The sequence below is a fragment of the Pectobacterium carotovorum genome, from assembly GCA_016415585.1.
In the GTDB taxonomy this organism is placed as follows: Bacteria; Pseudomonadota; Gammaproteobacteria; order Enterobacterales; family Enterobacteriaceae; genus Pectobacterium; species Pectobacterium carotovorum_K.
This window is the reverse complement of sequence record CP066552.1, coordinates 2,557,662-2,583,868: the sequence shown is the minus strand read 5'-3', so window position 1 is coordinate 2,583,868 and position 26,207 is coordinate 2,557,662. Positions and strand designations below refer to the sequence as shown.

Sequence of the window (26,207 nt, the reverse complement as noted above, 5' to 3'; positions counted from 1 at the left end):
GCTCCGCCTTATTCGCTGTTCGATGCCGTAAAAATCAGCGGGAGCAGGTGTTTGAGATCCGGCAGTCCCTGAAGTCTGTGGTCGCCTAAATATTGCAATATGGGCAGGTAGATGATGAAAAAGGCCATCCCGACCAGACACTTGGCTGGAATAGCGAGGACGAACACCTGAAGCTGCGGGCTATACAGGCTGAGTAACGCAATGCTGAATTCCAACAGCAACAGCAGCGCGACCAGCGGCCCGGCGTACACCACCAGATGAGTGAAGGTGTCGGCCAGCAGGCTGAGATAGACCTCAAACCCTTGTTCGCCCGGCGCGGGCAGCCAGGACAGCACCGGCCAGATCTGGTAGCTGTCCCAAATCAACTGCGTTAGCCCTTTCAGGCCGATACCGATAATCAACAGCAGAATCAGCGTCTGTTTCAGCAGATGGCCGAGCGGCGTGGCATCCGAGCCCAGCGCGGGGTTGAGCTGGCCGCCCATGAGTGCGCCGCGCTGGTTATCGAACAGGGCACCGACGGATTCAAAAAGCCAGAATGGCATAGCCAAAATCAACGCAATGAGAATCCCGACAAGGATCTCTTTCAGCAACAGGCCGGGCAGCATCGGCCAGGACAGCGGCGTCAGCAGAAGCTGCTGTTGCACGATGGGGGCGGGCAGCAGCGTCAGGGAAATCACCACGGCGTTACGTGTCATGCCTTTCAGCACGTTGAGTGAAAAAACCGGCACCAGAATAAAGCAGGGATACAGCCGGGCGATGCCGAGCGTAATGGCGATGATAAAATCGTAAACGTGCTGAATGGTGGCGATCATGCGGATTTATACCCCGGTGTGCGCAATCATGTTGAATGCGGTGATAGCTAACTGCATCAGCTCTACGCCAATCCAGCGCCCGCAGAGCGCCAGCGCCAGCCCGACGGAAATCAGTTTGACGGCAAAGGGCAGCGTCTGGTCCTGCAACTGCATCACTGCTTGTAGCAGCGAAATCAGCACGCCGACGATCACTGCAACCAGCAGCGGCGGCGCAGAGAGCAGCACGACCATCACCATGGCCTGACGGAAAAGCGTGATTATTTCCATCGCGGCCTCACAGGTAGCTGTAAAACAGGCCGTCCAGCAACCGCGTCCAGCCGTTAACCAGCACGAACAGCAGCAGCTTTAACGGCAGCGAGAGCGTCATTGGCGCGACCATCTGCATCCCCAGTGCCAGCAGCACGTTTGAGACAATGAGGTCGATGACGATAAACGGGATATAGATCAGGAAGCCGATTTTGAACCCAGCTTGTAACTCCGACAGCACGAAAGCCGGGATCACCAACAGCAGATTCTGCGTATTCACCTTTTCGGATAGCGACGCAGGCCACATTTGCAGGCTGTTCTCATGCAAGTGGGTGAGGATATCCGGGTCAACGTTGCGTGACATAAACGTTTGCAGCGGCTCCAGCCCGTAGGTCACGCTGGTCTGAAGCGACGTGATGTCGGTCATATCCAGCGGCTTTTCCTGCACGCGTTTGCTGATGTCCTGAAACACCGGTGCCATGACAAATAGCGTTGCCGCGAGCGCGATACCGTACAGCGCCATGTTGGGCGGCACTTGTTGCACCCCGATGGCGTTGCGGGTAATCAGCAGCACAATCGCAATCTTTAGAAAGCAGGTGCAGACAATCATCATCAGCGGAATCAGGGAAAGGGCGCCCAGAAAGAGCGCAAACATCAACGGATCGAACGCGCCGGAGGTCATGGTGCCAGCTCCGGTTCGGCGGCGTATTCTTCGTCCGCTATCGGCAGTTCGTGCGCGGGTGCGGAAAAGCACTGGGTAATCTGTAGCCCTAGTCGGCCTTCCACATCGACCAGATCGCCGCTCGCTAGGGCGATATCACCGTGATACAGCCAGGCTTGCCCCGGCACCACGTCGCGCAGCGTCAGCACGCTACCGCTGGCAAGATGCTGCAATTTCGCCAGCGTCATCGTCAGGCTGCCACAGCGAATATGTAAGGTGACTGGCAGCGGCGGTAAGTTTTCGGTGACGTTGTCACTCGTTGGCGTGTATTCAAGCGCTGACGCATCTGAGTGGGGAGCGGCTAGCATCGTGTCGGTAGCGGGCATTGAGACAGTCTCCATGTCGGTAACGGTAAAGGTGTAAGGGGCGAGCGCCGTGAGCTGTAGCGTACCGCGCAGGCGCAGCGTGCCGGATGACAACGTTCCCTCGCCGGAAGGGGTAAACCACGGGCGGTTGGGCAGAATAAGATCGCCAGTACGCAAACGGCGTAACGCGGACAGCGGCAGCACGGCATCAGCCAGCGTGAGCGGGATAGCAATAGTCATTCCTGCGGGTAGCGCACGGCGTTGGTGGTGCCAGTCGGCACGAGAAAACAGCGCCAGCCAGACGGCATCAGCAGCCTGCATCCGGCTGCATACGGTTATGCCGTTCCAGCTCACGCTGAGCCAGGCAGCATTGTGATTCTGCTCTGTTGAATCCTGTTCTTTCTGCCCACTTTCTTGCTGAGGAAGGCCCAGCGGATAGATTTCCCCGACCAGCGCTCGCAGCACGGGGTTAAGCGACTGGTTGTAGAGCGTCCAGTACCATTCCTGTGCCGCGTCATCGTCTTCTGTTAGGGGCAGCAGCGGGCAATCCGACAGCAGGCTGAGTACAGGAAACGGATCGGCCAGTGAGACATGGCCGATATCGCTCCGCCAACGGCTTGCCTGTGTGGTGAACGAGTCCTCTGCCTGCCCGGGTGCATTCGCCAGTTGAAGGTGCAGGCGGCCAGCCCGTCCGTCGCGGGTAAACGGCAGGGATAGTCCAGTGGTCAGCACCGATCGGATGCGGGCGTGCTGCGCGCACAGGGTCGGCAGCGTCAGCGGTCTGATGTGCTGTAGATTCGGATTCATCGCTCACACTCTCTGGCGTCAAAACGCAGATTTATCGGGCAGTCCAGCGCGCTGGAGAGCGAATGACGGCAGGCTTCACGCCGATCTTTCAACTGGTGGTAGCTTTCCCGGCTGAAACGCAGAGAAATATCCCAGCCGCGCGGCACCAGCGTGGCTAGCCGCGCATCGATATCGCCCAACTGCGGCAGTTGCAGGCTGAAGGCAAACGGCGGGGCGCAGATGTTGTCCATCGCCTCAATCAGCTCACATTGCAGTGGCTGCCACTGTGACGGTGTCACGTTTTGTGGGCTGTCCGGCGCCTCACTCTGCAACGGCGGTGGGGCGTTGATGGGGCCGCCTGGCGCTAAGGCGAAAGGCGCTTCCTGATAGAACGCGTCTTCAAAGCCGTCTGAAAAGGTGAAGGCCTCCCAGAAATCCCTCTGGTGTGGATCGTGCTGTGAATCATCCGCGCGTGAGGATTTGCCGTGCAGCGCGGCCTGCGCGTTCTGCGTCGCCTTGGATTCGGGGGACGCAATCTGTCGGTTATTCATACGTGCTCCTGAGGTAACGTAAGCAGATATTCCAGCTTCTCCACTGCTTTCTGGCATTGGCGAGTGGCGTCTCGGGCGTGATCCACCTGACGCTGCTGGTCGTGGTGTTGCTGCTGTGTGGCCTGCACCTGCTGCGTTTCTGTCGCTATCTCGCTGAGTAAGCGCTGTTCGGCGGCAAGGCGCGTTTTCAGGTTTTCCAGCGTTTGGCATTGCCCCTGGGTTTCTCGGGCAAACTGGTCGCGCTGCGTCTGGCTGGCTTGTTGCAGCGCCTCGACCTGCTGTTGATGATGGCGTTGCTGTTCCGCAATTCGGAGCAACTGCTTTTCTTCCTGCCGCTGCTGATGCTCGCTGCGGCTTAAGCGCTGGCGGCGTATCGGCATCAGCAGGTTCAACACGGTCTGTAACTCTGCATCGCGTTCGGTGTTATGGGGCATAGCGGCTGACTCCGGCGAGCTGTTGTTGAATCACGCCATACGGCATCGGTTCACGCATCGACTGACGCAGAAACTGCGTGATTTCTGCCTGAGCGTTGACGGCGGAATCGGTCAACACGTCATGGCCGGGTTGGTATTCGCCGAGACGGATCAGCATCTCGACCTGCTTGTAAGCTGCCATCAGTCGCCGTACGCCGCCCGCGTTGCGAGTGTGATCGGTATCCACGACGTTACTCATGGTACGGCTCAGGCTGGCCAGCACGTCGATAGCCGGATAGTGCCCCTGTTCAGCCAGTCGTCGGGCGAGCACGATGTGCCCGTCGATCAGCGAACGCACTTCGTCGGCGACCGGATCGTTCATGGAGTCCTGCTCGATCAGCACGGAATAGAGCGCGGTGATGGCACCGTCTTCCGTTTGTCCGGCGCGCTCGACCAGACGCGGCAGCAGCGTATAGACTGACGGCGGTAGCCCGCCGCGCCCCTGCGGTTCCCCGAGCGCTAGACCGATTTCACGCTGGGCGCGGGCGAAACGCGTCAGGGAATCAATAATCAGCAGCACCTGACGGCCTTCGGCACGGTAAGCCTCGGCGATGGCGGTGGCGGTGAACGCCGCGCGGGCGCGTTCCATGCTGCTGCGGTCGGAGGTGGAACACACCAGCACGGTGCGGCTGCGCAGTTCATCGTCCAGCTCGTGATCGAGAAATTCACGCAATTCGCGACCACGTTCGCCAATCAGCCCGAAAACGATGGCGTCGCACGGCGTATTACGCGCCAGCTCGGCCAGCAGCGTGGTTTTACCGCAGCCCGCACCGGCGAAAATGCCGACGCGCTGCCCCTGACCGATAGTTAGCAGGCCATCGACGGCGCGTAATCCGGTGGGGAGCGGCTGGCTGATGCGCGGTCGGGAGGTCGGCGGCGGGGCATCGCCCAGCACCGGCTGCGTGCGTCCCGTGGCATGGCCCGGCTCGACAAATGCGCTCTCGCCGCCGTCTTCCAATGCTCGCCCAAACCCGTCCAGCACGCTGCCCAGCAAACGATCCGACACCTGAATGCAGTGCGGCTGATACAGCGGCGTCACGGCGGCACCCTGAGCGATGCCGTCCAGCGCACCGAGCGCGGAGAGAAAGGTGTTGTCCGGGCTGAACCCTACGACTTCGGCCATCATCTGGCTGTCGTCCTGGCGGGCTACCCAGCACAGATCGCCAATACGCGCCTGCGGCAGGCTGCACTCCAGCAAAATGCCGCTGACGGCCATGACGCGGCCTTTTTTCTCCACGGGCGCGTAGTTCGCCAGATGCTGGCGCTGCTGTGCGACCCACTGGTCGAGCAGCGGAAAAGAAGAAGGTTGTGTCTGCATTACCAGTTCACCGTTATCTGTTGTCTGCCGCTGAATTCAATCTGGTGCTCATCAATTCTCACCAGACGCAGGTTGTCTACCTCATCGCCGATGAAAAAGCGCTGGCCGTCCGCCGTGACGACGTTGGCGCGCGACCCGCTGGTCACCTGAACGATCTGAAACGGCAGTTGCTCCGTTTTCAGCTGCGTGCGGTTATCCACGGACAGCGCGGTTCTATAACGTTGGTGGAGTTGAGCGAGCATCCGTTCCAGCTTTTTTTGATCGTCCGGCGTGACTTGCCCGGTGAGCGTGAGGCGATCTTGATACGCCGCCACTTTCACGGCCGTGCTCAGTTCTCGCTCCTGCAACATAATGCGCAGCGTGCTTTCCAGCTGTGGCAATGTGCCGAGCGGCTTACGGGTATCCTGCGGCGACGGAGCGGCGGGCATCGCGACGCTCTCCTGTAGCTGCCAACTGCCGACCATCACCAGCAGCAACGCGCCAAGCAGCAGATAGCTGGCTTTAGCCCACAGCGGTAGGCGTGTCGAGGGTGCGGGTGTAGGAAGCGGCGCAGCGGTATGAACGGGTGTGTCGTCGATGGGCATATCCGCTGGGGGAACGTGATCTTCCGCCGTCGGAGGGGCTTCGTTATCGTCAGGCCAAGGGGTATCGGCCGCCACAATGCAGAGCCAAATCTGCCCCAGCGCAAACGGCGTGCCTAGCGGCAGAGCGTCAATCTGCTCGACGGTATGGCCTTCCGCATTACACAACGCGCCATCCTGTGCGCTGAGCGCCCAGCCGTCAGCGGTCTTCTCCAACTGGCTGTGATACGGCGCAATGCCGGGATCGTAAAGCACGAGATCGGCGTCATCGGCTGCACCAATGCGCCAGGCGTTTCCGCAGAGCGGCAGCGCCGCACCGCGATGTAAACCAGTCAGCACGCGTAATTCAAACATGATGTTTCCTATGCGCTAAAGGGATCGGGGGAGTCGTACAGATCGAGACGTCCAATGACGTTGATCGACAGGGTGGATTCCAGTTCGGTGAAGGACAGCACCGGAACGTGGTGAAATTCGTCCTGCAACAGCGTGCGCAGCGGGCTGCGTAAATCCTGTGCCACCAGCACCAGACTGCGCTGCGATGAGAGCGGCGGAAACGCCTGCCGCAGCTGACCGAGCAGCGTGGAGGCGTAGTCCTGCGTCAGGGCGAAGAAAGTTTCGTTCTGCGTCTGGCGCAGCGCATCGCGCAGCAGCTCTTCGCTTTCCGGTGTCAGCAGCCAGACGGAAAGGTTGTTTTCGTCGCTGTACTGGTGGCAGATTTGCGATTTAAGCGCTAGACGCACGTAGTCGGTCAGCGCCAGCGTGTCCCGTTCGTGCTGGCCGACTTCAATCAGCGCCTCGGCGATGGGGCGCACCGACCGCAGGGGGACACGTTCGGAAGCCAGCCGTTGCAGCACGCTGGCAAAACGCGAGAGTGGCATGATGCGCTGAAGCTCCTGCGCCAGTTCCGGCTGTTCGCTCTCCAGCCAGGCCAGAATGGATTTGGTTTCCTGCAAACCAATAAACTGTGAACCGGTGCGGTGAATGGCCTGTTCCATGCGCGCCAGAATCAGCTCATCTGACGTCCAGCGCGGCACGTCGTCGGGCTGCTGCGCGACATGTGCCAGCGGCAGCCAGAGCCACTGACTTTCATCCCGTAGCGTGGGGCCGGGCGTGGCGAGGGCGGCATCAGTCGGTTCGACGGCACCGCTGGCAACGGCCAACTGGTCGGTGACAAACGTGGCTTTAACGTAGGGAATCTCGTAGACGCAAAACTGAAATTCATCTTCCGCTAGCCGATCGCTGAATTCGATATCAAAGGACGGCAGCGTAAAGCCAAAACGATAGACCAGCTTGTTACGCAGGCGGCGGATATTCTGTACCAGCGCCGTCGCCGTTGGCTGCCCTTGCCAGACCGGATGAAACAGCAGCAAATAGGCGCGCGTGGGGTTGAAGCGCCGCAGATCCTGATAGCCGTTCTGTTCAGCGGGCATATTGTCCGCTTCCAACTGGTTGGCATCGAGTTGGCCCTGTTGTTTGATGCGCCAGAGCTGAAACAGACCGCTGCCGAGTGAGGCCAGACTGATGGCGACAAACACTAGCGTCGGCATTCCCGGCAGCAGCGCAAAGCCAAACATGCCGATGGAGGAGATGATCCACGCTTTGGGCTGGCTGGTGAGCTGTTCGGCAATTTCGCGGCCAATATTGGCATCCACTTTTTGCCCGTCGGCTGAGACGCGCGTGATGATCATCCCGGCGGTCAGCGAGATCAGCAGGGCCGGAATCTGGGCGATCAGACCGTCGCCGATGGTCAAGACTGAGTAGACGTGCATCGCATCGGAGGCGGCCATGTTGTGTTGCAACACGCCGATGGCGAAGCCGCCGATCATGTTGATGAACACGATCACCAGCGACGCAATGGCATCGCCTTTAACGAACTTCATCGCGCCGTCCATCGCCCCGAATAGCTGGCTTTCTTTTGCCAGATTTTCCCGCCGCTGCCGTGCCTGATGGGCTTCGATTAATCCGGCACGCAGATCGCTGTCGATGGACATCTGTTTACCGGGCATCGCATCAAGCGTGAAGCGCGCTGCCACCTCGGCCACGCGCTCGGAGCCTTTGGTGATCACCAGAAAGTTCACCACCGTCAGAATAAGGAAAATCACCAGACCGACCGCCAGATTCCCGCCCACCACGTAGTTACCGAAGGCTTCGACGATATGGCCACCGTCCTGCTGGAGCAAAATCTGGCGGGTGGTGGAAATGGAGATCGCCAGCCGGAACATGGTGGTCAGCAGCAGCACCGCCGGAAACGTCGAGAAAGCTAGCGGCTTGGGCAGATACATTGCCAGCACGATCAGCAGGGAAGAGACGCAGATATTGAGCGCGATCAGCACATCGATCAGTCCGGTGGGCAGCGGGATGATCATCATGAAGACGATGGACATCACGATGACCGCGCCAACGACCTCCGAACGCTGCATCGCGCTCAGCGCAATGCGGTTCAGCCAGATAATTAACAAATTCATGGCTGCTCCTTATCCGAGTCGCGTGCATCCTGTTTGTGCCGCGATGCGGTATCACGCTGCGTCAGTTCATCATGCTGAGTGCTTTTGGCCTGCTGTTTTTCATATTGAGCGATATCGCCAATCATGCCGCGTATCAGTTGGATCGCCGTTTGCCGGTTTTTACTGTCTCGCCACAGCGGATGCGGCAGGTCGCTGACGAGCGGTAGCAGGGCGCTGAAAAACATCGCCTGATGTTGCACCTGCGTACCGGCCACTTCCCGCCCGAGATTATGCAGGTCGCGGGCATAGGCACCGTTGGCGCTCAGGCCAATCAGGCGGCGGGTTAGCTCCACGGCACCGAGCGTAAAGGCGGGCACTTTGTTCGCTAGCCGAGTGAGCAGCGTCTGGCTGGATGACAGCGTATGGCTCAGGTGGCGGGAATCGTTGAGGTTGCTCAGCATTTTGCTGAGTACGGCTTTCGAAATCGACGGCGTCAGCGAGGCAATATCCGCCGCCAGCGCCCGCTGCAACGTGCGCAGCCCAATGGAAAAGGTCGCGGCGTCAAAGCGTTCCAGCAGGGAATCCAGCAGCGCGCTGGCCGACTGCTGATGTACGATTTTTTGGTAGTACAGCTCGCGCATCGCCTGTTTTTGTTCCGGCTGAGTGCTGAACAGCGCAATGGCCGTTGCCGTATTCAAACCGGCTCGGACTTCCGGCCCTTTCTCCTGATGCAACTGCTGTAGCGCACTTTCTGCCGCCGCCGTCAGCTCGGGCTGTTGGGGAGACTGCTGCTGGATGTGGCGCAGCAGGATATCCCCACGCGCCGGATCGTTGCCTGCGGCTTCCAGCACCGCTTCAAGCGACGGCGAACCTTGCTGCATCAGCAGATCGCGCAGGCGGCTCAGTTGCTGATCGAGCGTACTTTGCGACGGATTTTCCAGCATCCTGAACAATTCGGTCAGTTTCTCAATCCGTTCGACATTGGCGGTCGCGCGCGCGTCCGGTTGCTGGGCGATGTGGCGCCGATTCAGCGATTTGCTTCTTCGCTCAGCTTGCTCGCCAAATGCCATCGCCACTTCCTCCATCGAGGTGGATAACGGCGAACCGGGGGAAGCATGGTGAGAACTTGTCTGCTGCACCGCGGCCTGTGGCACGGGATCGTCATCCACGACGACTGGGCGCGGCAGGGCGCTGTTGGGGGGAAGGACAGTCGGCATTTTGATCATGATGTCATCCTGAATAAATCGACTACGTGTCGTGGTGTGAACGTGCAGCGGTATGAATGTATTGCTGTGTGGACGTAGAAAAGGATGGGTTCCCCGACGTGAAGTCATCGGAGCAGGCCGAATTTGATGGCGGATTGAATTAAATGTCGTTTTACTGATTGCAAGAACTTGCAATTTCACGCCGCTGACGTTGGCAACAAGTGGCGTGATAAAAAGCAAAGTGAAAAATAACTGATTAAAAATCAGTGTGATAAAAATTATTCCGGGCTGGCACAAGGCTTGCTCTTCCGTTTTTGCCAAATGGGGCACAACAACGGAGAGTCAGCAAATGGAAATGTCTACCCTGAAACACATCGAACAGACCCCTTCGCTTTACCCAGCGTTATCTGTCGATTGGGAACAGGTGTTTCGTCAACACGGAAAGAAATTGCATAACTTTATCCGCAAGCGCGTCAGCAACCGTGACGACGTGGAGGATTTACAGCAAATGACCTATCTGGAAGTGCTCAAACATCAGGATAAATTTGCGGGAGCATCGCGGCCGGAAACGTGGGTATTCGGTATTGCCCTCAACCTGGTTCGCAATTATTTCAAGCAGGCACGCCAGCGCGCTCAGGAAATGGGCGATGAGATGCTGGAACATATCGCGATAGATCTCGATCCCGGCGCTATCACCGAAAGCCAGCGGGCATTGAAACGCGCGATGGATGCCATCGTCTCACTGCCTGAAGATACCCGTCAGATGCTGATGCAATTGCTGGATACCGATGCCAGCTATCAGGATCTCGCGTTGCAGTTGGAGATCCCGATCGGTACGGTGCGGTCGCGGCTGTCTCGTGCCCGAAGTGTGATTCGTCAGGCCGTAGAATCCTGACGGCATTTCACGGGACGAAAGGACGCGCCTGCACCCGCCGTTTTTCACTGACTGAGGTGGTAACCGCTTTATTTAATGATGGCGGTTGCCGTTCAGTTCGTGGTCGCACGCCGTGATATCAGGTCGCATTGATGCCGTTGCAGGGTTCCCTGTCCATCTTCTGGAATGTTGAGACGCCGTATTGCGCTACCTGCACGGCGGGTGGCTGCACAACAGTCTTAATTCAAATAAGGAGATGGCAATGATGTTCACCCAACCCTTTCGTTCCGATGAGAAAACCAAAGCCCCCGAGCTTGAACTGGTGGATTTTGCATTTGGCCGCATCAAGGACGCGATTTATATCGTCAATGAAGATCAGCGTTTTTGTTACGTCAATGAAGCAGCCAGCCAGACGCTGGGCTACAGCATTACGGAATTTATGCATTTGAGCGTTGCCGATATCGATCCCGACTGGGTCGCTGAGCATAGCTCGCCCGACTGGTTTCAGAAGTACGCATCGGGCGTCGGCACCACGTTTGAAACCAGGCACCTTACCCGCAATGGCATGGCGATTCCGGTCGAGGTCAATCTCACGCATTTCCAACACAGAGGACGTAGCTACAACATGTGTGTAGTCAGAGATATCAGGGAACGTAGACATATTGAACAGTTGGCTTACGCGCGAGAACAGGAATTTCGCGCGCTGGTTGAGAACACGCCGGATTTGATTATCCGCTTCGATGCCAACCTGAATTGCCTGTACGCCAACCCCGCCAGTCTGAAACATCTGGATTTCACCATAGAGCAACTTCGGGGTCGTATGATTACGGAACTGATGCCCGGTGTGGGCTGTGCGATCCGCATGGAACAGCTGGTGCGGCTGGTTGTCGATACCCGCAGCAGTGCGGAAGGCGAAGTCATGGAAGAACTGGGGAGAGGTGAGCAACGGCATCACCATATTCACCATATTCGCTGCGTGCCCGAGTTCGATCAGCACGGCGCGCTGGTGTCCATTCTGACCGTCGGACGGGACATTACGGCGATTCGCTATGCGGAGAAGAAACTGGCCGATTCGCACATGCAACTACGTTTATTGGCGCGCCAGCGTGAGATTTCACGCGAAGAAGAGCGTAAGCATATCGCTCAGGAAATTCACGATGAGCTGGGGCAGCACCTGACCACGATTCGCATGAGCCTGTCGCTCATGCGTATGTGTTTTGCCAAGGAAAACCCAGAGATGCAGGCGCATTTGCAAAAGCTGATGCAGCTGGCGGACCAAACGATCCAGGTGGTGCGCAACGTTTCGACCCGGCTCAGGCCGAATGTACTGAATATGGGGCTGACGCCTGCACTGGAATGGCTGTGCGACGAATTTAACCGGCATTACAGCGCAACCTGTCTGCTGCGAACGTTGGGAGAACCGTTGGCGCTTAATGACGAAAGCACCACGGCGGCCTTCCGCGTCGCGCAGGAGTCGTTGACTAACGTGGCGCGCTACGCCGCCGCCACACAGGTAATCATTACGCTGGATAACCAGCCGGACTGCGTGGTGCTGTGCACCAAGGACAACGGCAAAGGTTTTGATTCTCGCGCTAAAAATAAAAATGCCTTTGGACTCATGAGCATGAAAGAGCGTGGACGGATGCTGGGAGGTGAAGTGGTTATTGAAAGCGCGCCCGGCAAAGGCACGTTGGTGCAGCTAACGTTTCCTAAAAATGGCTATACCCGCTAACGGCGGGATAAGAATAACAAAAGGAAGAGATGAGCGATGGGCAAACCAATACGTTTAATGATCGCCGACGATCACGTCATCATGCGGGAAGGGCTCAAGCAGATCTTTGCGTTGGATGACTCGCTGAGCGTCGTCGCCGAAGCGGGAAATGGCGCACAGGTGCTGGCGCAGCTGCGCAGCGTGACGCCCGATTTACTGCTGCTGGATATGTCGATGCCCGGTATCAGCGGTGAAGCGCTGATTTCACGCGTGGTGGCGCAATATCCGCGTCTGCCGATTCTGGTGCTCAGCATGTACAGCGAAGCGCAAATTGCGCAGCATGCGCTGAAGAGTGGTGCCAGAGGTTACATCACCAAAGATAAAGACCCGGAAGCGCTGCTAGCAGCGATCCGACGCGTGGCACAGGGCGCTCGCTATATCGACCACACGATTGCCGAGCAACTGGTGTTTTCCAACTACGCGGAGGGCGGCAGAGCCGAGCATGATGTGCTGACGGCCAGAGAGCACCAAATCATGATTATGTTTGCGCAGGGGATGGGCATCAACGCCATCGCCAATGAGTTGGCCATCAGCAACAAAACGGTCAGCACCCACAAGGCACGTCTGATGGAGAAAATGCAGTTCAGCACCAACGTGGAAATTGTGAAGTATGTCGTTAGCAAGAAGCTGATTCCCTAGCGATGGGAATACGCTGTGCGAAAAACAACAGATAAAAGGGATTCAACAGTCGGTGAATCCCTTTTGCTGAAGCTTACGCTTTCCTTACGACATCTTTTCGTTTTCCTGCTAATTGTTTAGGAAGGTAACGGACTGTTTTTGCTTATGTTGATCTTTTTTTGTAGGTATTTCCCTACAAATTCCTCTGGAATTCCTACCTGATGTTCAGCGATGCCTGATGGTTTCATTATTCAATGGCGGTAATGCTTATCATCGTTCTACTGGAGATGCATTGGCCTGCGTTATGCGGAGAAACGCGACAGATGCACGGTAGGGCACCACGTTATGGAAGGCAGTCAGTTAGCCCGTCTGGGCTTCAGGAGTAGTTAATGAGTTATTATTACCGTCAGGACAGACAGCACGCTTCTTCATTAGCGCATTCGTTATCAGAGCATTCACCATTAGCGCCTTCATCATTAGAAAAGCCCTCATTAGAAAAAGCTCGGTCATCAGTAGACTATTTCCCGCCATCGTCGGGACATTCCACACACACAGCAGAGGATATTCATTCATCGCTCTCGCCCATCATCAATGTTATTGCGCCTCTCAATGTCGATATCGTTCTCGAAGGTGAAACTGGCACAGGGAAAGACACACTGGCGAACCGCATTCATCAACTTTCTCGATGCAGTGGCCCTCTGGTCGCGGTGAACTGTGCGGCCGTGCCGGAAAATCTGGCTGAAAGCGAACTGTTTGGTGTGGTCTCGGGCGCTTATACCGGCGCAAATCGTTCCCGCGCTGGCTATCTGGAAAGTGCGGACAAGGGAATTCTGTTTCTGGATGAGATCGACAGTATGCCTATGACGCTGCAGGCCAAGATGCTGCGCGTGTTGGAAAGCCGTGGTGTAAAGCGACTGGGAAGCACCCAGTTCACGCCTGTTGATATGCGCGTGATTGTGGCGACGCAAACGCCGCTGCTGCAACTGGTGGAAAAAGGGCTGTTTCGCCGCGATCTTTATTTCCGTCTGGATACGGTAAAGATTCAACTGCCGACGCTGCGTTCCCGCAGCGATCTTATTCTGCCGCTATTTCAGCGTTTTAGTCAGGAAGCGGCAGTACGCCTGAAAATGACGCTGCCGCCGATGACGGCGGACATTGACGAACAGCTGCTGACCCACAGCTGGCCGGGCAATATCCGCGAGTTGAAAGCTGCGGCGGATCGCTGGGCGCTGGGGCTGTCGCCTTTGGCTGAAATTCAGCCGCTGCTGCACCCGCGTCCTTTGCAACTGAAAGACCGCTTAAAGCGGATTGAAAAATTTCTGATTCAGGATGCGCTGCGCCGCCACGACCACTGTATTGACGATGTGATCGTGGAACTGGGGATCCCCAAGCGGACGCTCTATCACCGCCTGAAAGTGCTGAACGTGACGGCGCGAGAAATGTGCTCAGGGGGCGGAGAAGCCTGTCAGGCATGAGGGCTGAAGATGGCAGGTCTGTTTTGGGGGAGAGGCCTGCCTTCAGGTTACACCGTTTCTATTTACATCGTTTCTGTCTACACCGTTTCTATCGGCGGACACAGATAGTGACGGATGTCCGGTAAATCGTGCAATGCCACCGCCTTACTGAAATACCATCCTTGCATAATCGCCGACGGGCACTGTTGCAGGATGTAGGCGGCTTGCTCGCGCGTTTCCACCCCTTCGATGATCACCGGGACGTCGAGTTTTTTGATCAGAGTAAATAACAGATCGGCCATGGCGGCATTAACCGTGCCTGTGCCGATGGCGTCGACAAAAATCTTGTCGATCTTGATCATATCGAACGGTAAGTGGCTCAGATAATCGAGGTTGGAGTAGCCCGTGCCGAAATCATCAAGCGCGACCTTATAGCCCGAATGTCGTAAGGCCTCAAGGCCGTCTGCCAGCGTCTTATGGGATGTACTCGACCGCTCGGTGAGTTCCAACATAATACGTGTTCTGTCTATCCCCAGTTCGTCACACATTTGCTGTAGGAAGTGATGATAATCGGGCGAAATAATGTCGGAGACGGACAGGTTAATGCTGAGAAGAAAAGGCGTTTCCTGCGTGAGGTACGGCTGCATATCATGCAGCGCCTGACGCGTAATGATGCGGGTTAGCTCGGCTGAGTACCCCATTTTTTCTGCGATGCCGATGAAAAACTCTGGCGATACGTTTTCACCCCGCTCGTTTTTCCAACGCGCTAGCGCCTCTACGCCAATAATGGCGCGCTGTGGCAGGCTGATTAGCGGCTGATAATGCACCTGAAACCGCTGGTGTTTGATTGCACGTTTTAGCTGTGATGGCAAAGCATGGTGCCGATCGTCGTAGAGCTGATAGGACAGCGTAAAACTGGCACCGACTAGCGCACCGACAAAAAACAGCAAAGCGATGATATACCACGGACGATATAGGATTCCTGCGGAATCCAACTGAGCCAGTACACAGATATTCACATTCGACGCGCAGAAAAACGTCTGCCGTTTTCCCATGGCCAGCCATGAATTATCCTGATGTTGCGTCTTCTTGAATGCAGGGAGATCGATGTTGCCAAACGTTTGATAGACGTGATCCAGATTATGCGTTGTCAACATGGCGCTGTAGTCGGCGGGCGGCTGAATAAAATGGCGGAATGCGGCGGCGGCGGTGATGGTGACCACACCGTTGAGGCTTGCCATATCTGCGGTAATTCGCGGGTCAATCACATCTTTCATTGCCGTCCACAGCTGTACGCCATCGGGGGTCGTCAGGTTCGGTGGCAGCAGATAAATCGGTGGGTTAAGGATTCCCCAGCCTGCTGAACAGATAAGATAGTTGTCTTTGATACGCCCAATATCCCGCAGATAAACAGAATAAAAAGAGATCAGGCGCAATTCTTTCAGATCGGCACTGGAGCACGGGGTGTTACCCAGCGTCAGCACTCGGTTAATCGTTTCCCGACCTTCATGAGCGACGTCGGTTCCCTGCTTGAGCACTTCCTGGCTGTAGTTCAGCAGTTGTGTTTGCTCCAGCCTAGCTAGAATCCCTTGCCCAATAAACAGAGCCAGCAATGCGCTGCCAAATGAAATCAAAACAAGTCTGAGCCACAATCCGGTGTTGGTAGTTAAGGTGAGCATAGCGACCATTTGGCAGCGTGACGGGAATAGTACGGCATGGGTTCAGGTATCGCCTCCTTGCCAGTTGCACAGCATAAAAACGTTTCTGAAAATCAGAAACAACGTACGGCCTTTCGGTAAGGTAATAACGCTTTCTATTATTCTAAAAGAAAATCCATCATGACTAACGGTCGGAAACACAGATAAAACTAGGCTAGTTCTTCCTCTCGAATGACATTACAGAAAGAATTTCCTTTTAGTTGGAACTCACTGACCCGCTCTCCCACTTAATGAATGAACAAGATGACTGTATGTACAGCATGACAGTTCACTACCGTAAACATTCATTATATTTGGAGATATATCATGGCTTTAGGACTTTCTCAGGTTGCATCTCAGGCGGCTTCTCAGACTCTGGATACCGCGATGGCCGGTTCTTTGACCCGTGCTGCGGGCGCTCAGGCACAGAAAATTGCGCTGGATACGGAAAACTCCATTCTGGATGGTCAGATGGATTCCGCGTCCAAATCACTGAACTCCGGGCAGAAAGCGGCGAAAGCCATCCAGTTCTGATCGTGATGCAACGAGCCGGAGCTTTGCTCCGGCTTTATTTTTATCCCGTCCGCGATGGAATTCACACCATGAAAATCAACCACGCTACTACGCTGCCCCTGCCGGGGGATGCTCCGCTGGCGGACAACGGTACGTCTTTTTCCTCTTCCGCCACCAATCAGGATGTGTCCTGGTTTAGCGCGGCGCTGTCGTCAGCACCGATGACGGCAGAAAGCGGCAACAGCCAGTGGCTGGGCGCACTGGCGGAAAAATCTCAGGGATTGAACGGCGTTTTTAAATCCGCCGAACGCGATGTAAGCCAGTCGATGCGCTCCAATAATCCAAAGGATGTACTGGATGCGACCCGAACGCTGTCGTCGTTCTATCTGGAAAGTCTGCTGAGCGCCAAACTGGTGGCGAAAAGTGTACAAAGTCTGGAAAAACTCACCAACTTACAGTAGCGGCCTATGAAAATCGATAAGCGAGTGTTTCTTCTGCTGATCGGGCTATTGACCGGCTGCGGCGAGCCGATTGAGCTGAATCGTGGGCTGTCGGAGAACGATGCCAACGAAGCGATTTCGATGCTTGGCCGCTATCAGATCGGCGCGGAGAAACGGGTGGATAAAACTGGCGTCACGCTGGTGATCGATGCAAAAAACATGGAACGTGCCGTCAATATTCTGAATGCGGCGGGTTTACCGAAGCAATCGCGTACCAATCTGGGCGAGGTCTTTCAGAAAAGCGGTGTGATCTCGACGCCGCTGGAAGAGCGCGCCCGCTATATCTACGCTCTGTCGCAGGAAGTGGAGGCGACGCTGGCGCAGATCGACGGCGTGCTGGTGGCGCGGGTGCATGTGGTGCTGCCCGAACGTATTGCTCCCGGCGAGCCGGTTCAGCCAGCCTCGGCGGCGGTGTTTATCAAATACCGTGCCGAGCTGGAGCCCGATGGGATGGAGCAGCGCATCCGTCGTATGGTCGCCAGCAGCATTCCCGGTCTGTCTGGCAAGGATGATAAAGAACTGGCGATCGTCTTTGTTCCGGCAGAACCGTATCAGGACACGATCCCCGTGGTTACGCTGGGGCCGTTTACGCTCACGCCGGATGAGATGCGGCGCTGGCAGTGGAGCACTGGGCTATTTGGCCTAATGCTAGCTGGGCTATTAGGCTGGTGCATTGGTGCGCCTTACCTACGACAATGGCAGCAGAAAAAAGCGAAGGAAGTATCGTCACCATGACCATACAAGCGCAACGCCAACGGCATGAGTCGGGCGACCTCACACCGCTTGCCTGGCTGACCTGGTGGGTAGAGGATTGCTTGTTACAAGCTGATCCCAGTTGGTGGGTCGGGAAGGTGAGGTTGCCCGACTCGCCGCTGCGCCGCGACTGGCTGCATGTGAACACGGTGCAGCTTCATCGTCATTTTTCTCTGCCGTCTGTGTTGCCGCCGGATCCGCTGGCTTCACTGATGCAAATGGGGGCGCTGGATACGGCGCAGCGGGAAACGGTATTGCGGCTGATGGCGCGGGTGTGTCAGCCCGTACGCAATCCTGATCGCTCGGACGCGGAAGGCATATGGTGCGAGCGGCTGGCAAAGGCGCTGCGGCCGGGCTTATGGCTACCGTCAGCGGTCACCTTTTCTGCCTTATCGTCGACGCCAACTGCCACGAGCTATCAGGATGCGCTGACGCTGCTGCGCATTCGCTATGGTGAAACGTGCTGGCCGCGTCTGCGGCTACTTTTTCCTCGCGATTGGCCCGGTGACTGGGAACATCCTTGCCATGTCTCGACGATGTCATTGCCCGCCGCCCGGCTGAATGCACTGTGCGATGCTCTGATTTGGAAGGCATCGACCCCCACATAACCTTCCTTATTTCTATTCATTTTGCTAAGGACGAAGCATGCTGACGACGAAGACGTTTGCGACATTACCCGGCGCGAGTCGGGATGAAACGGTGATTATTCCGGCGGAGCGCGTCGCGGCGCATCGTCGCAGTCGGACACTCTGGGAAGAGGCCAATGCGCAGGCCGAGACGATTGTGGCGCAGGCGCACGACCGTGCCCGAACGCTCTGTGAGCAGGCGGTGGAACACGCAGAAGCGGAATTCTGGCAGCAGGCAAACGCGCTATTACAGGGTGTTCGACAAGACCGAATGGATCTGGAAAAGATCATGATTACGCAAGCCGGACAGCTGCTGCGCGATGCGCTGGCGCAGTTGCTGGATAAAACGCCTGCACCGTCGCGTCATCACGCTTTATTACGGCAACTGCTGAAGCAACAGCAGGGAGAGAGCCGGGGAACGCTGTACTGCCATCCCGCCCAGCTTGCCGATGTGCAGCACTGGCTGGATGCCCATGCGCATCTTGAGTGGCGTCTCGCCAGCGATGACACGCTGGATAGCGATGCTATGAAGCTGATTACGGCGCATGGCGTGATGTCGCTGAGCTGGCGGCAGGCGACGGCGCAGCTCATTCCTCCTGAGTATCCCGCCGCGATGTGAAATCACTGCCTGCTAATGGGAACTGCACGCCGGGATTAACCACTCACTATTGAGTCAATGACGAGAACGTTTAGGTAACGGCCAAAACGTCAGGTCAACGACCCAAACCGTGTTGTGAGGAAATTACCCTATGAGGAGAGCGTGCTATGTCCCTTAACCCCATTCAGCGTCGCCTTGACGCGCACCTGGTCGATTCGCAGCAACAGCTGGATGATATTGCGTTGAATGTTGCCGAAGGCGGAGCCAGTCAGGCAGACAGTTATGCCTTTTTTGAAGCTAGCATGGATTATTCCAACGCCAGCTGGGCGGTCGGGCAACTGTTGAGCGTGAAACACGGCTTGGCAAAGGCCATCATCAATGACTTCAACTGAGTTGGCCGCGATGCTGGAGCGTTGGCTAAACGGCGGGACGCCGACGTTACAGTTGGACATTGACGGCGGCGCGGTGGCACTTGTGCGGCAGTCGTTGGGTGTAGCGTGCAGCGCGGCCATTCCGCTGCGCGCGTTGCCAGATGAACCGATGCTGGCGCGCGCATTACAGCTATCCGATGCCGCCCACGCCCAGTTTCAGGATGACACCGCCATACTGTCGCTTTCACCGCAGGATGAACAGTTCTGGCTCTGGATGCGGCCAGATGCCGATGATGTTATGCAACTGTGCCGCAGCCTGGAAACCTTACTTAACCAACGGGACGTCTGGCTGAGCCTGCTTACGCCGCGTGCGAAAACGCCCGTTTCCGCGCCACTGAATCTGAACACGCTGGCTTTTTTGCAAGGAGAACGACATGCGTAAGGGACTGATACGTCATCGATCGTATAGCATTTTTCTGGCGGTCTATCGCTGGTTTTGCTGGGCGGTAGTGCTGATGGGGATTATCCCGGTGAACGGGATGATTTCACTGGCGCATGCCGCCACACCAGCCGACTGGAACAAGGGCGCGTATGCCTATTCTGCTGAGCAAACGCCGCTGTCTGCGATTTTGACGGATTTTGCCAACAGCCACGGCGTGGATTTGGTGCTGGGCAATATTGCGGACAATGAGGTTACGGCGAAAATTCGGGCGGATAACCCCGCGCTGTTTCTCGACAGGCTGGCACTGGAGCACCGTTTTCAGTGGTTTGTGTATAACAATGCGCTGTATGTCAGCCCGCAGGATGAACAGGCGTCGGTGCGTCTGGAAATCTCCCCCGATGCCGCCCCCGATATCAAACAGGCGCTCAGCGGTATCGGGCTGCTCGATGCACGCTTCGGCTGGGGGGAATTGCCGGAAGAGGGCGTGGTGCTGGTCACCGGTCCGCAGGCATATATCGATCTGATCCGTAATTTCAGCCAGCAGCGGGAAAAGCAGGACGAACGGCGCAAGGTGATGATTTTTCCGTTGCGCTATGCCTCGGTATCTGACCGGACGCTGCAATATCGCGATCAGAAGGTTACGATTCCCGGCGTCGCGACTATTCTCAATGAGTTGATGGATGGTCAGCGTGCGGCACCGGCGGGCGCATCCGGCCCGGTGCCCGTGCAGCCAGATAACGGCATGGAAGCGATGCGGGACAGTACGCGTTCGCTGATGACCCGGCTGGCAACGCGTAACAACCCTGGTCGCAACGGTGAGGCATCAGGCCGCGTGACGCTGAGCGGCAAGATTTCCGCCGATGTGCGTAATAACGCGCTGTTGATTCGGGATGATGAAAAACGCCGGGCGGAGTACCAGCAGCTCGTCGAGCATATCGACGTACCGCAAAATCTGGTCAACATTGATGCCATTATTCTGGATGTGGATCGGACCGCCCTGTCGCGGCTGGAAGCGAACTGGCAGGCACAGCTCGGCAATGTGAGCGCGGGCAGCACGATGATGATGGGGCGGAGTACCCTGTTTGTCAGCGATTTCAAACGCTTCTTCGCCGATATTCAGGCGCTGGAAGGAGAAGGAACAGCCTCCATCGTTGCGAATCCTTCCGTGCTGACGCTGGAAAATCAGCCCGCGATTGTCGATTTCAGCCGGACAGCATTTATCACGGCAACGGGCGAGCGCGTCGCGGACATTCAGCCTGTAACGGCGGGAACCAGCCTGCAAGTGACGCCGCGTGTGATCGGCGAAGGCACGCAGCGCAGCATCCAACTGGTTATCGACATCGAAGACGGTCAGGTGGAGACGGGGCGTGAAGGTGAGGCCTCCGGTGTGAAACGCGGCACCGTCAGCACGCAGGCGCTGATTGGTGAAAACCGCGCGCTGGTGTTGGGCGGTTTTCATGTTGAAGAAAGCGGTGACCGCGATCGTCGCATTCCGATCCTCGGAGATATCCCGCTGCTGGGACAACTGTTTACCTCGACGCGTCATGAAGTCTCGCGCCGTGAGCGCCTGTTTATCCTGACGCCGCATCTGGTCGGCGATCAAACCGATCCCACGCGCTATGTTTCCTCCGCCAATCGCCAGCAGTTGAACGGTGCGATGAACCGCGTCGCACAACGCAACGGTAAAACGGATCTCTACAGCCTGATTGAAGGCGCATTTCGCGATCTTGCCAGCCGCCAGCTTCCCGCCGGATTTCAGGCCGACAGCAAAGGTGCGCGATTGGGAGAGGTGTGCCGCTCGCAGTCGGGCCTGATATACGACAGTTCGCGCTATCAGTGGTACGGCAACGGTCAGGTACGCCTGAGCGTCGGCGTCGTGCGTAACGGCGGCACACAGCCGCAGCGTTTTGATGAAGCCGCCTGTGCCAGTAGCCGCACGTTAGCGGTGGCCGTGTGGCCGAAAACGACGCTGGCACCGGGGGAGTCCAGCGAGGTGTTCCTGGCGTTGCAGCCCGCGCTGACGCCCCAGCCAGCCCGACGTAACCTGCTGACATCTCAGTAGCGATCTCAATTAAAACAGGAAATTGTCATGAATCATAAAGCACTATCCGTCGCGCTGATCGCACTCCTGCTGAGCGCCTGCACTGCCCCGCGGCAGGTCGCCAACTGTGCCTCGGTGACCTGTCGTCCGCAGCCGGAAACGCGGCAATTAATCATCTGGTGGCAGCCCGATTTGCGTAGCGGCCCGGCGGATTACAGCAGGGTCAGCGTGGATGAGTGAGCCAGCGGCGGTATTCGACAATCAGCATGACTTTCTCGCGGCGCAGGAAACGGCGCCGGCCGCTTGTTGGACGGTACAACCGGGCGTCACGCTGTGGTTTACGGCCGTGTCGGCGCGGCAGGCGACACTCACCTTAACGCTGGCTCCCGCGCGACATTACCCCGGAATGCTGCGGCAAATTTTACAACGCCGCTTTCTGGAGGCTGACGCGCTGTTTGCTATTAGCTTGAGCCTGGATGAACAGCAACATCTGCGGTTATGTCGCGCGTTATCCATATTGACTGACTCGGTTGCGGCAATCGATGAACTGTGGCGTTTGGCCGGTCTGCCGCCGCGCTGAACCGTGAAAAAATCATGCGTTTTCGTGCATAAGACGGGAACTGAGTACGCAAGGAAATCACTTAATGGGGGAGTGTCACAATCACGCGGGCTGACCGCACATCATTGGCGCTTTCATAACCCATTTATTCATTGAGGAAACATTATGCTTAATTCTCTTGGTGGCGGAGCTTCTCTGCAAATCACGATCAAAGCGGGTGGTAACGGCGGTTTATTTCCATCTCAGTCTTCACAAAATGGCGGATCGCCATCGCAGTCGGCGTTTGGTGGCCAGCGTAGCAACATCGCAGAACAGCTGTCCGATATCATGACGACCATGATGTTCATGGGCAGCATGATGGGCGGCGGCATGAGCGGTGGCCTTGGGGGTTTAGGCAGCAGCCTGGGCGGACTCGGTGGTGGTTTGCTGGGTGGTGGACTGGGGGGCGGTCTCGGCAGTAGTCTTGGTAGTGGACTGGGCAGTGCGCTCGGCGGCGGATTAGGCGGTGCGCTGGGTGCTGGCATGAATGCTATGAATCCATCGGCCATGATGGGTAGCCTGTTGTTTAGCGCGCTGGAAGATCTGCTGGGCGGTGGGATGTCGCAGCAGCAGCAGGGTGGGCTTTTCGGCAACAAACAGCCGTCGTCGCCGGAAATTTCTGCCTATACCCAAGGCGTTAACGATGCGCTGTCCGCAATTCTGGGCAACGGCCTGAGCCAGACGAAAGGGCAAACGTCACCGCTGCAATTGGGTAATAACGGTCTGCAAGGCTTGAGCGGCGCGGGTGCGTTTAATCAGCTGGGTAGCACGCTGGGGATGAGCGTCGGGCAAAAAGCCGGTTTGCAGGAGTTGAACAACATCAGTACGCACAATGACAGCCCGACGCGTTACTTCGTCGATAAAGAAGACCGTAAGATGGCGAAAGAGATTGGTCAGTTTATGGATCAATATCCTGAAGTCTTCGGCAAGCCGGAATACCAGAAAGATAACTGGCAGACGGCGAAGCAGGATGACAAATCTTGGGCTAAAGCGCTGAGCAAACCGGATGATGACGGCATGACCAAGGGCAGCATGGATAAATTCATGAAGGCGGTTGGCATGATCAAGAGCGCGGTAGCGGGTGATACCGGCAACACTAACCTGCACGCTCGCGGCAACGGCGGCGCGTCGCTGGGTATTGATGCAGCGATGATCGGCGACCGTATCGTCAATATGGGGTTGAAGAAGCTCGCGGATTAAATGGAAAGTGACTGGGCTGGGGAGAAACCCGGCCCTGATTATTGATGAACCCCGCGTATTTATTTTACTCGGGGTTCTTTTTTATTTATAGCAAATGCTGGTGTCGAACGTAATGTTCGTTATCAGGCTACAGCGATTAATACCAAATCCTACATGCCATTGCCTGTTTTTTATTTATAACGAATGGTTATTCATCTTCGGAGTTTTTCCGATCTCTGTACCAAGAATCGATGTCTGGATATCCTGCGTAGTACATGTTGTGTAGTTGTCGTTTGCATTCATCAATAGCCTTCTGTGAAGACAAAATAAGGACATCAGACTGATTGGGGGAAGAGATTTGTACCGCATGATGATTGTTGTGAACGGGGACACTTTTATATCCGTACGCGCCTGCTGAACCGGAAAGTAAATTATGCAGAGCATAAATATACTCCACATCATCATTCTCATTATTGAGCCATTCATCAATATTGTTGGTCGAGTTTTTCAACGCTATTTTCTCCATAAAATGACAACAGATAAACCTTTCTTATGCCAGAACAGTGACTGGCAAGGTGTATTCTCACGCATTCCTGATTGTTTTACGGGGTTCTGTTGATAACTGAAAGGCGTTCTGAGCTAAGCTGTTCGCCGCTGCCTGCAGCGTAAATGTCGCTATTATTTTGCGTGATGCAAAAGACTATAACCTCTGATTTATCGTGCTGCATTAGGCTTGCGGCAAAAAAAGCCAGCACAGGTTTCCCAGGCTGGCTTTTCCCCGGTGCGGTATGGCGCACGTATTACAGTTGACGCACCGCAATAAAACGATCGGCGATCAGGCGGGCGACCCAGAACGAGGTCTGTGCCACGTCGCTATGTAGCCCGTTCTTCGTATGGATGTCGGCCTGATGCAGGAAATCCTGCTCCAGCGAGTCCACAAAGGCATCGAACTCGAACTCACCCCGTCGCAGCGATCCTGACTGGCTGAGTACCGTGTTCAACTGTGTTCTCACTAAATGGATCGCCTGCGTGAACGATTCACGTTGCGCCGGCGTAATGTATCCGCCTTGTCTGGCAAGATCCGCCCAGCGTGTCGGTGCGGGAGAGGTCATCGTGTTTGGCATCTTACTTCACCTGTAAGTTGGCGGAATCCGGCACTTTGTAGTGATTATTGACGTTCGTCAGGTTGATATTGCTGCCTTTGACGTTCAACCCTTCACTGTCGCTTTTCACAAATGAGAACTTGCCGTTTTCTGCGTCAATGTTGCTCAGGTTCAAGTTCCAGTTACCTTGTTGCCCACCGTTGGTGCGGACAAACGTACCGAAATCTTTCGCTTTGAAATTATCGATGGTCAGGTTGGCATCCGCGTTCAACTGGAAAATCTTATCGGAAGCGCCCTGAGCGCTACTGTTGGTGATTTCAACGTTGGCAGGCTTACCAGTATTGGATTTCACCGTCAGCGCATCTTCACCTACGTTGGTCCAATGCACGTTATCAATTTTGGCATCGCCGCGCACGTGTACGCCATCTGCCGCATTGTCACCAAACACCACGTTTTTCAGCGTTGCGCCCGGAGCCAGCTCAAATACCGGCTTCTGGCCTTCAGCCTGACCGCCGTCGCCTAACTTGCTGCCTGCGGTAAAGGTTTTACCACCGCCGTCAAAGACTTCGCCGGGGCCGACTTTTATAGTGTCATTTACCACGGTGGCATCACCGCTGGCCTTTGGGAATGCCACTGGGCCAGCACCTGCTGTTGACGTCGTGGGGGATGCCGCCGAACCGCCATCAACGCCAGTTGGGGCGGCTGTTAGTGGAGCAGACGCGCCGCCGCCGCTACCCCCAACGGGTGAAGACGGCGCTGATGGTGCAGCAGGTGAACCCCCACCGCCAGCAGACGGTGCGGCAGGCGAGCCACCGCCGGATGAAGCCTGCGGTGCACCCACAGACGGCGATCCGCCACCTTGTGACTGTCCTTTTTCTTGCGGCTGGCCGAATTCACCTTTCTGTGAATCCATCAGATTGCCGATCAATTCCAGCAGCGCTTTTAGCAGATCGTTACCGCTCAGTTGGCCACCGCCGTCTGCCGTTGGGCTAATCGCATTATCTAATGCGCTGCCTGCCGAATCTTGCAGTAGAGAACGGCTCAGATCTTCTGGGTTCTGTGTACCGCCTGCGCCACCCGTGCCGGATGAACCTGTCAGCGGTGAGGCACCGCCGTTGCCGCCTGCCGCGCCCGACGAGCCGGAAGAGAGTGGATTACCCGCTTCCTGACCATTTTTGCCCTGAATCAGCGTTTCCAGCAGTTTCATCAGCATATCGGCAGGGCTGCCGTTTTGCCCTAACGCCGAGCTACCGCCGTTGCCCGCACCGCCCTGGCCCAGCGGGCTGCCATCGGTTGAGGATGGCGTATTGCCCTGTGCATTAGGCAAGAGCGCGCTAAGCAATGTGCCCAGCGCCTCCATGAGCTGGCTATCCTGCTGTGCAGAGCGTTGCGAAGCCCCGCTGTTGCTGCCCGAAAGCGGGGAATTAAGACCTGTCGATGACAGTCCTGCGCCGGGTTGTATGCTGAGCGTAATCGTCATATCGGCCATAACATTTCCTTAAAAGTGAAGTGAATAGTGATGAGTCATTAACAGGCTTACGTCTGTTGTGTATTAAGTGAGGGAAGGTGTGATGTGGTTCCCAATCGGGGAAGCGAAAGATGTCGGGAACCAGAAGGGGAAACTGAC

Annotated in this window: 29 protein-coding genes; 15 read left to right on the top strand and 14 right to left on the bottom strand. The window is 56.5% G+C overall.

Annotated features, from left to right (window positions below; translation table 11 throughout):
• Window positions 1-8 precede the first annotated feature (8 nt).
• From sctT to sctW, 10 genes are read right to left on the bottom strand one after another with little or no spacing between them, the layout of a single operon-like run.
• On the bottom strand, window positions 9-812 hold the full coding sequence (gene sctT / locus JFY74_11315; protein ID QQG26736.1) for a type III secretion system export apparatus subunit SctT: 804 nt from the start codon (window positions 810-812) through the stop codon (window positions 9-11).
• A 6-nt stretch (window positions 813-818) separates the two neighbouring features.
• A complete protein-coding gene (gene sctS / locus JFY74_11310; protein QQG26735.1) occupies window positions 819-1,079 on the bottom strand; it encodes a type III secretion system export apparatus subunit SctS in 261 nt (86 codons plus the stop codon).
• Between the two features lie 7 nt (window positions 1,080-1,086).
• On the bottom strand, window positions 1,087-1,740 hold the full coding sequence (gene sctR, locus JFY74_11305) for a type III secretion system export apparatus subunit SctR (protein ID QQG26734.1): 654 nt from the start codon (window positions 1,738-1,740) through the stop codon (window positions 1,087-1,089).
• Window positions 1,737-2,891, bottom strand: coding sequence for a type III secretion system cytoplasmic ring protein SctQ (gene sctQ / locus JFY74_11300; protein ID QQG26733.1), 1,155 nt, complete (start codon window positions 2,889-2,891; stop codon window positions 1,737-1,739). Before sctQ ends, sctR begins: the two co-directional genes overlap by 4 nt.
• A complete protein-coding gene (locus JFY74_11295) occupies window positions 2,888-3,421 on the bottom strand; it encodes a type III secretion protein (GenBank protein ID QQG26732.1) in 534 nt (177 codons plus the stop codon). Before JFY74_11295 ends, sctQ begins: the two co-directional genes overlap by 4 nt.
• Complete coding sequence (locus JFY74_11290) at window positions 3,418-3,855, bottom strand: type III secretion protein (protein ID QQG26731.1); 438 nt, start codon at window positions 3,853-3,855, stop codon at window positions 3,418-3,420. Before JFY74_11290 ends, JFY74_11295 begins: the two co-directional genes overlap by 4 nt.
• The gene (gene sctN / locus JFY74_11285; GenBank protein QQG26730.1) at window positions 3,845-5,212 is read right to left on the bottom strand and encodes a type III secretion system ATPase SctN; all 1,368 of its coding nucleotides are present in this window, start codon (window positions 5,210-5,212) and stop codon (window positions 3,845-3,847) included. Before sctN ends, JFY74_11290 begins: the two co-directional genes overlap by 11 nt.
• The gene (locus JFY74_11280; GenBank protein ID QQG26729.1) at window positions 5,212-6,147 is read right to left on the bottom strand and encodes an EscD/YscD/HrpQ family type III secretion system inner membrane ring protein; all 936 of its coding nucleotides are present in this window, start codon (window positions 6,145-6,147) and stop codon (window positions 5,212-5,214) included. The genes sctN and JFY74_11280 overlap by 1 nt, the downstream gene beginning before the upstream one ends.
• 8 nt (window positions 6,148-6,155) lie before the next feature.
• Window positions 6,156-8,258 carry a type III secretion system export apparatus subunit SctV gene (sctV, locus tag JFY74_11275; GenBank protein ID QQG26728.1) on the bottom strand — a complete coding sequence of 701 codons (2,103 nt, stop codon included), beginning with the start codon at window positions 8,256-8,258 and terminating at the stop codon, window positions 6,156-6,158.
• Entirely contained in the window at window positions 8,255-9,463 is a 1,209-nt protein-coding gene (gene sctW / locus JFY74_11270) for a type III secretion system gatekeeper subunit SctW (GenBank protein QQG26727.1), read from the bottom strand. Before sctW ends, sctV begins: the two co-directional genes overlap by 4 nt.
• 328 nt (window positions 9,464-9,791) lie before the next feature.
• Here sctW and JFY74_11265 point away from each other — a divergent pair, with 328 nt between their 5' ends.
• The 4 genes from JFY74_11265 (at window position 9,792) to JFY74_11250 (ending at window position 14,180) form a co-directional block, all read left to right on the top strand.
• Window positions 9,792-10,337: an RNA polymerase sigma factor gene (locus tag JFY74_11265; protein QQG26726.1), complete on the top strand. Its 546-nt coding sequence runs from the start codon at window positions 9,792-9,794 to the stop codon at window positions 10,335-10,337.
• Between the two features lie 241 nt (window positions 10,338-10,578).
• On the top strand, window positions 10,579-12,048 hold the full coding sequence (locus JFY74_11260; GenBank protein ID QQG26725.1) for a PAS domain S-box protein: 1,470 nt from the start codon (window positions 10,579-10,581) through the stop codon (window positions 12,046-12,048).
• A gap of 36 nt (window positions 12,049-12,084) precedes the next feature.
• The gene (locus JFY74_11255; GenBank protein ID QQG26724.1) at window positions 12,085-12,726 is read left to right on the top strand and encodes a response regulator transcription factor; all 642 of its coding nucleotides are present in this window, start codon (window positions 12,085-12,087) and stop codon (window positions 12,724-12,726) included.
• A gap of 368 nt (window positions 12,727-13,094) precedes the next feature.
• Window positions 13,095-14,180 carry a sigma-54-dependent Fis family transcriptional regulator gene (locus JFY74_11250; GenBank protein ID QQG26723.1) on the top strand — a complete coding sequence of 362 codons (1,086 nt, stop codon included), beginning with the start codon at window positions 13,095-13,097 and terminating at the stop codon, window positions 14,178-14,180.
• 77 nt (window positions 14,181-14,257) lie between these two features.
• Here the strand turns inward: JFY74_11250 and JFY74_11245 are convergent, their stop codons facing one another.
• Entirely contained in the window at window positions 14,258-15,838 is a 1,581-nt protein-coding gene (locus JFY74_11245; GenBank protein QQG26722.1) for an EAL domain-containing protein, read from the bottom strand.
• Window positions 15,839-16,183: 345 nt separating this feature from the next.
• Here JFY74_11245 and JFY74_11240 point away from each other — a divergent pair, with 345 nt between their 5' ends.
• From JFY74_11240 to JFY74_11190, 11 genes are all read left to right on the top strand, one after another.
• The gene (locus JFY74_11240; GenBank protein ID QQG26721.1) at window positions 16,184-16,390 is read left to right on the top strand and encodes an Hrp pili protein HrpA; all 207 of its coding nucleotides are present in this window, start codon (window positions 16,184-16,186) and stop codon (window positions 16,388-16,390) included.
• A 68-nt stretch (window positions 16,391-16,458) separates the two neighbouring features.
• Window positions 16,459-16,830, top strand: a complete 372-nt coding sequence (locus tag JFY74_11235; GenBank protein ID QQG26720.1) for an EscI/YscI/HrpB family type III secretion system inner rod protein — start codon at window positions 16,459-16,461, stop codon at window positions 16,828-16,830.
• A gap of 6 nt (window positions 16,831-16,836) precedes the next feature.
• A complete protein-coding gene (gene sctJ, locus JFY74_11230) occupies window positions 16,837-17,604 on the top strand; it encodes a type III secretion inner membrane ring lipoprotein SctJ (GenBank protein QQG26719.1) in 768 nt (255 codons plus the stop codon).
• Window positions 17,601-18,230 carry a type III secretion protein gene (locus tag JFY74_11225; GenBank protein QQG26718.1) on the top strand — a complete coding sequence of 210 codons (630 nt, stop codon included), beginning with the start codon at window positions 17,601-17,603 and terminating at the stop codon, window positions 18,228-18,230. Before sctJ ends, JFY74_11225 begins: the two co-directional genes overlap by 4 nt.
• Window positions 18,231-18,267: 37 nt before the next feature.
• Complete coding sequence (gene sctL / locus JFY74_11220) at window positions 18,268-18,867, top strand: type III secretion system stator protein SctL (GenBank protein ID QQG26717.1); 600 nt, start codon at window positions 18,268-18,270, stop codon at window positions 18,865-18,867.
• A 146-nt stretch (window positions 18,868-19,013) separates the two neighbouring features.
• On the top strand, window positions 19,014-19,238 hold the full coding sequence (locus JFY74_11215) for a type III secretion protein HrpF (GenBank protein ID QQG26716.1): 225 nt from the start codon (window positions 19,014-19,016) through the stop codon (window positions 19,236-19,238).
• Entirely contained in the window at window positions 19,225-19,659 is a 435-nt protein-coding gene (locus JFY74_11210; protein ID QQG26715.1) for a type III secretion protein, read from the top strand. The genes JFY74_11215 and JFY74_11210 overlap by 14 nt, the downstream gene beginning before the upstream one ends.
• Complete coding sequence (sctC, locus tag JFY74_11205) at window positions 19,652-21,721, top strand: type III secretion system outer membrane ring subunit SctC (GenBank protein ID QQG26714.1); 2,070 nt, start codon at window positions 19,652-19,654, stop codon at window positions 21,719-21,721. Before JFY74_11210 ends, sctC begins: the two co-directional genes overlap by 8 nt.
• A 27-nt stretch (window positions 21,722-21,748) precedes the next feature.
• Entirely contained in the window at window positions 21,749-21,940 is a 192-nt protein-coding gene (locus JFY74_11200; protein ID QQG26713.1) for a type III secretion protein HrpT, read from the top strand.
• Window positions 21,933-22,280 (top strand): type III secretion protein, encoded by a 348-nt coding sequence (locus JFY74_11195; protein QQG26712.1) that lies wholly within the window; start codon window positions 21,933-21,935, stop codon window positions 22,278-22,280. Before JFY74_11200 ends, JFY74_11195 begins: the two co-directional genes overlap by 8 nt.
• A gap of 141 nt (window positions 22,281-22,421) precedes the next feature.
• Window positions 22,422-23,498 carry a type III secretion protein HrpN gene (locus JFY74_11190; protein QQG30523.1) on the top strand — a complete coding sequence of 359 codons (1,077 nt, stop codon included), beginning with the start codon at window positions 22,422-22,424 and terminating at the stop codon, window positions 23,496-23,498.
• A gap of 187 nt (window positions 23,499-23,685) precedes the next feature.
• On the opposite strand, the gene JFY74_11185 is transcribed toward JFY74_11190, so the two are convergent.
• The 3 genes from JFY74_11185 to JFY74_11175 all read right to left on the bottom strand — a co-directional run bounded on the left by JFY74_11185 (window position 23,686) and on the right by JFY74_11175 (window position 26,069).
• Window positions 23,686-23,988, bottom strand: coding sequence for a hypothetical protein (locus tag JFY74_11185; GenBank protein QQG26711.1), 303 nt, complete (start codon window positions 23,986-23,988; stop codon window positions 23,686-23,688).
• 289 nt (window positions 23,989-24,277) lie between these two features.
• A complete protein-coding gene (locus tag JFY74_11180) occupies window positions 24,278-24,601 on the bottom strand; it encodes a DNA-binding protein (protein ID QQG26710.1) in 324 nt (107 codons plus the stop codon).
• A 1-nt stretch (window position 24,602) separates the two neighbouring features.
• On the bottom strand, window positions 24,603-26,069 hold the full coding sequence (locus JFY74_11175; protein ID QQG26709.1) for a pectate lyase: 1,467 nt from the start codon (window positions 26,067-26,069) through the stop codon (window positions 24,603-24,605).
• Window positions 26,070-26,207: the final 138 nt, after the last annotated feature.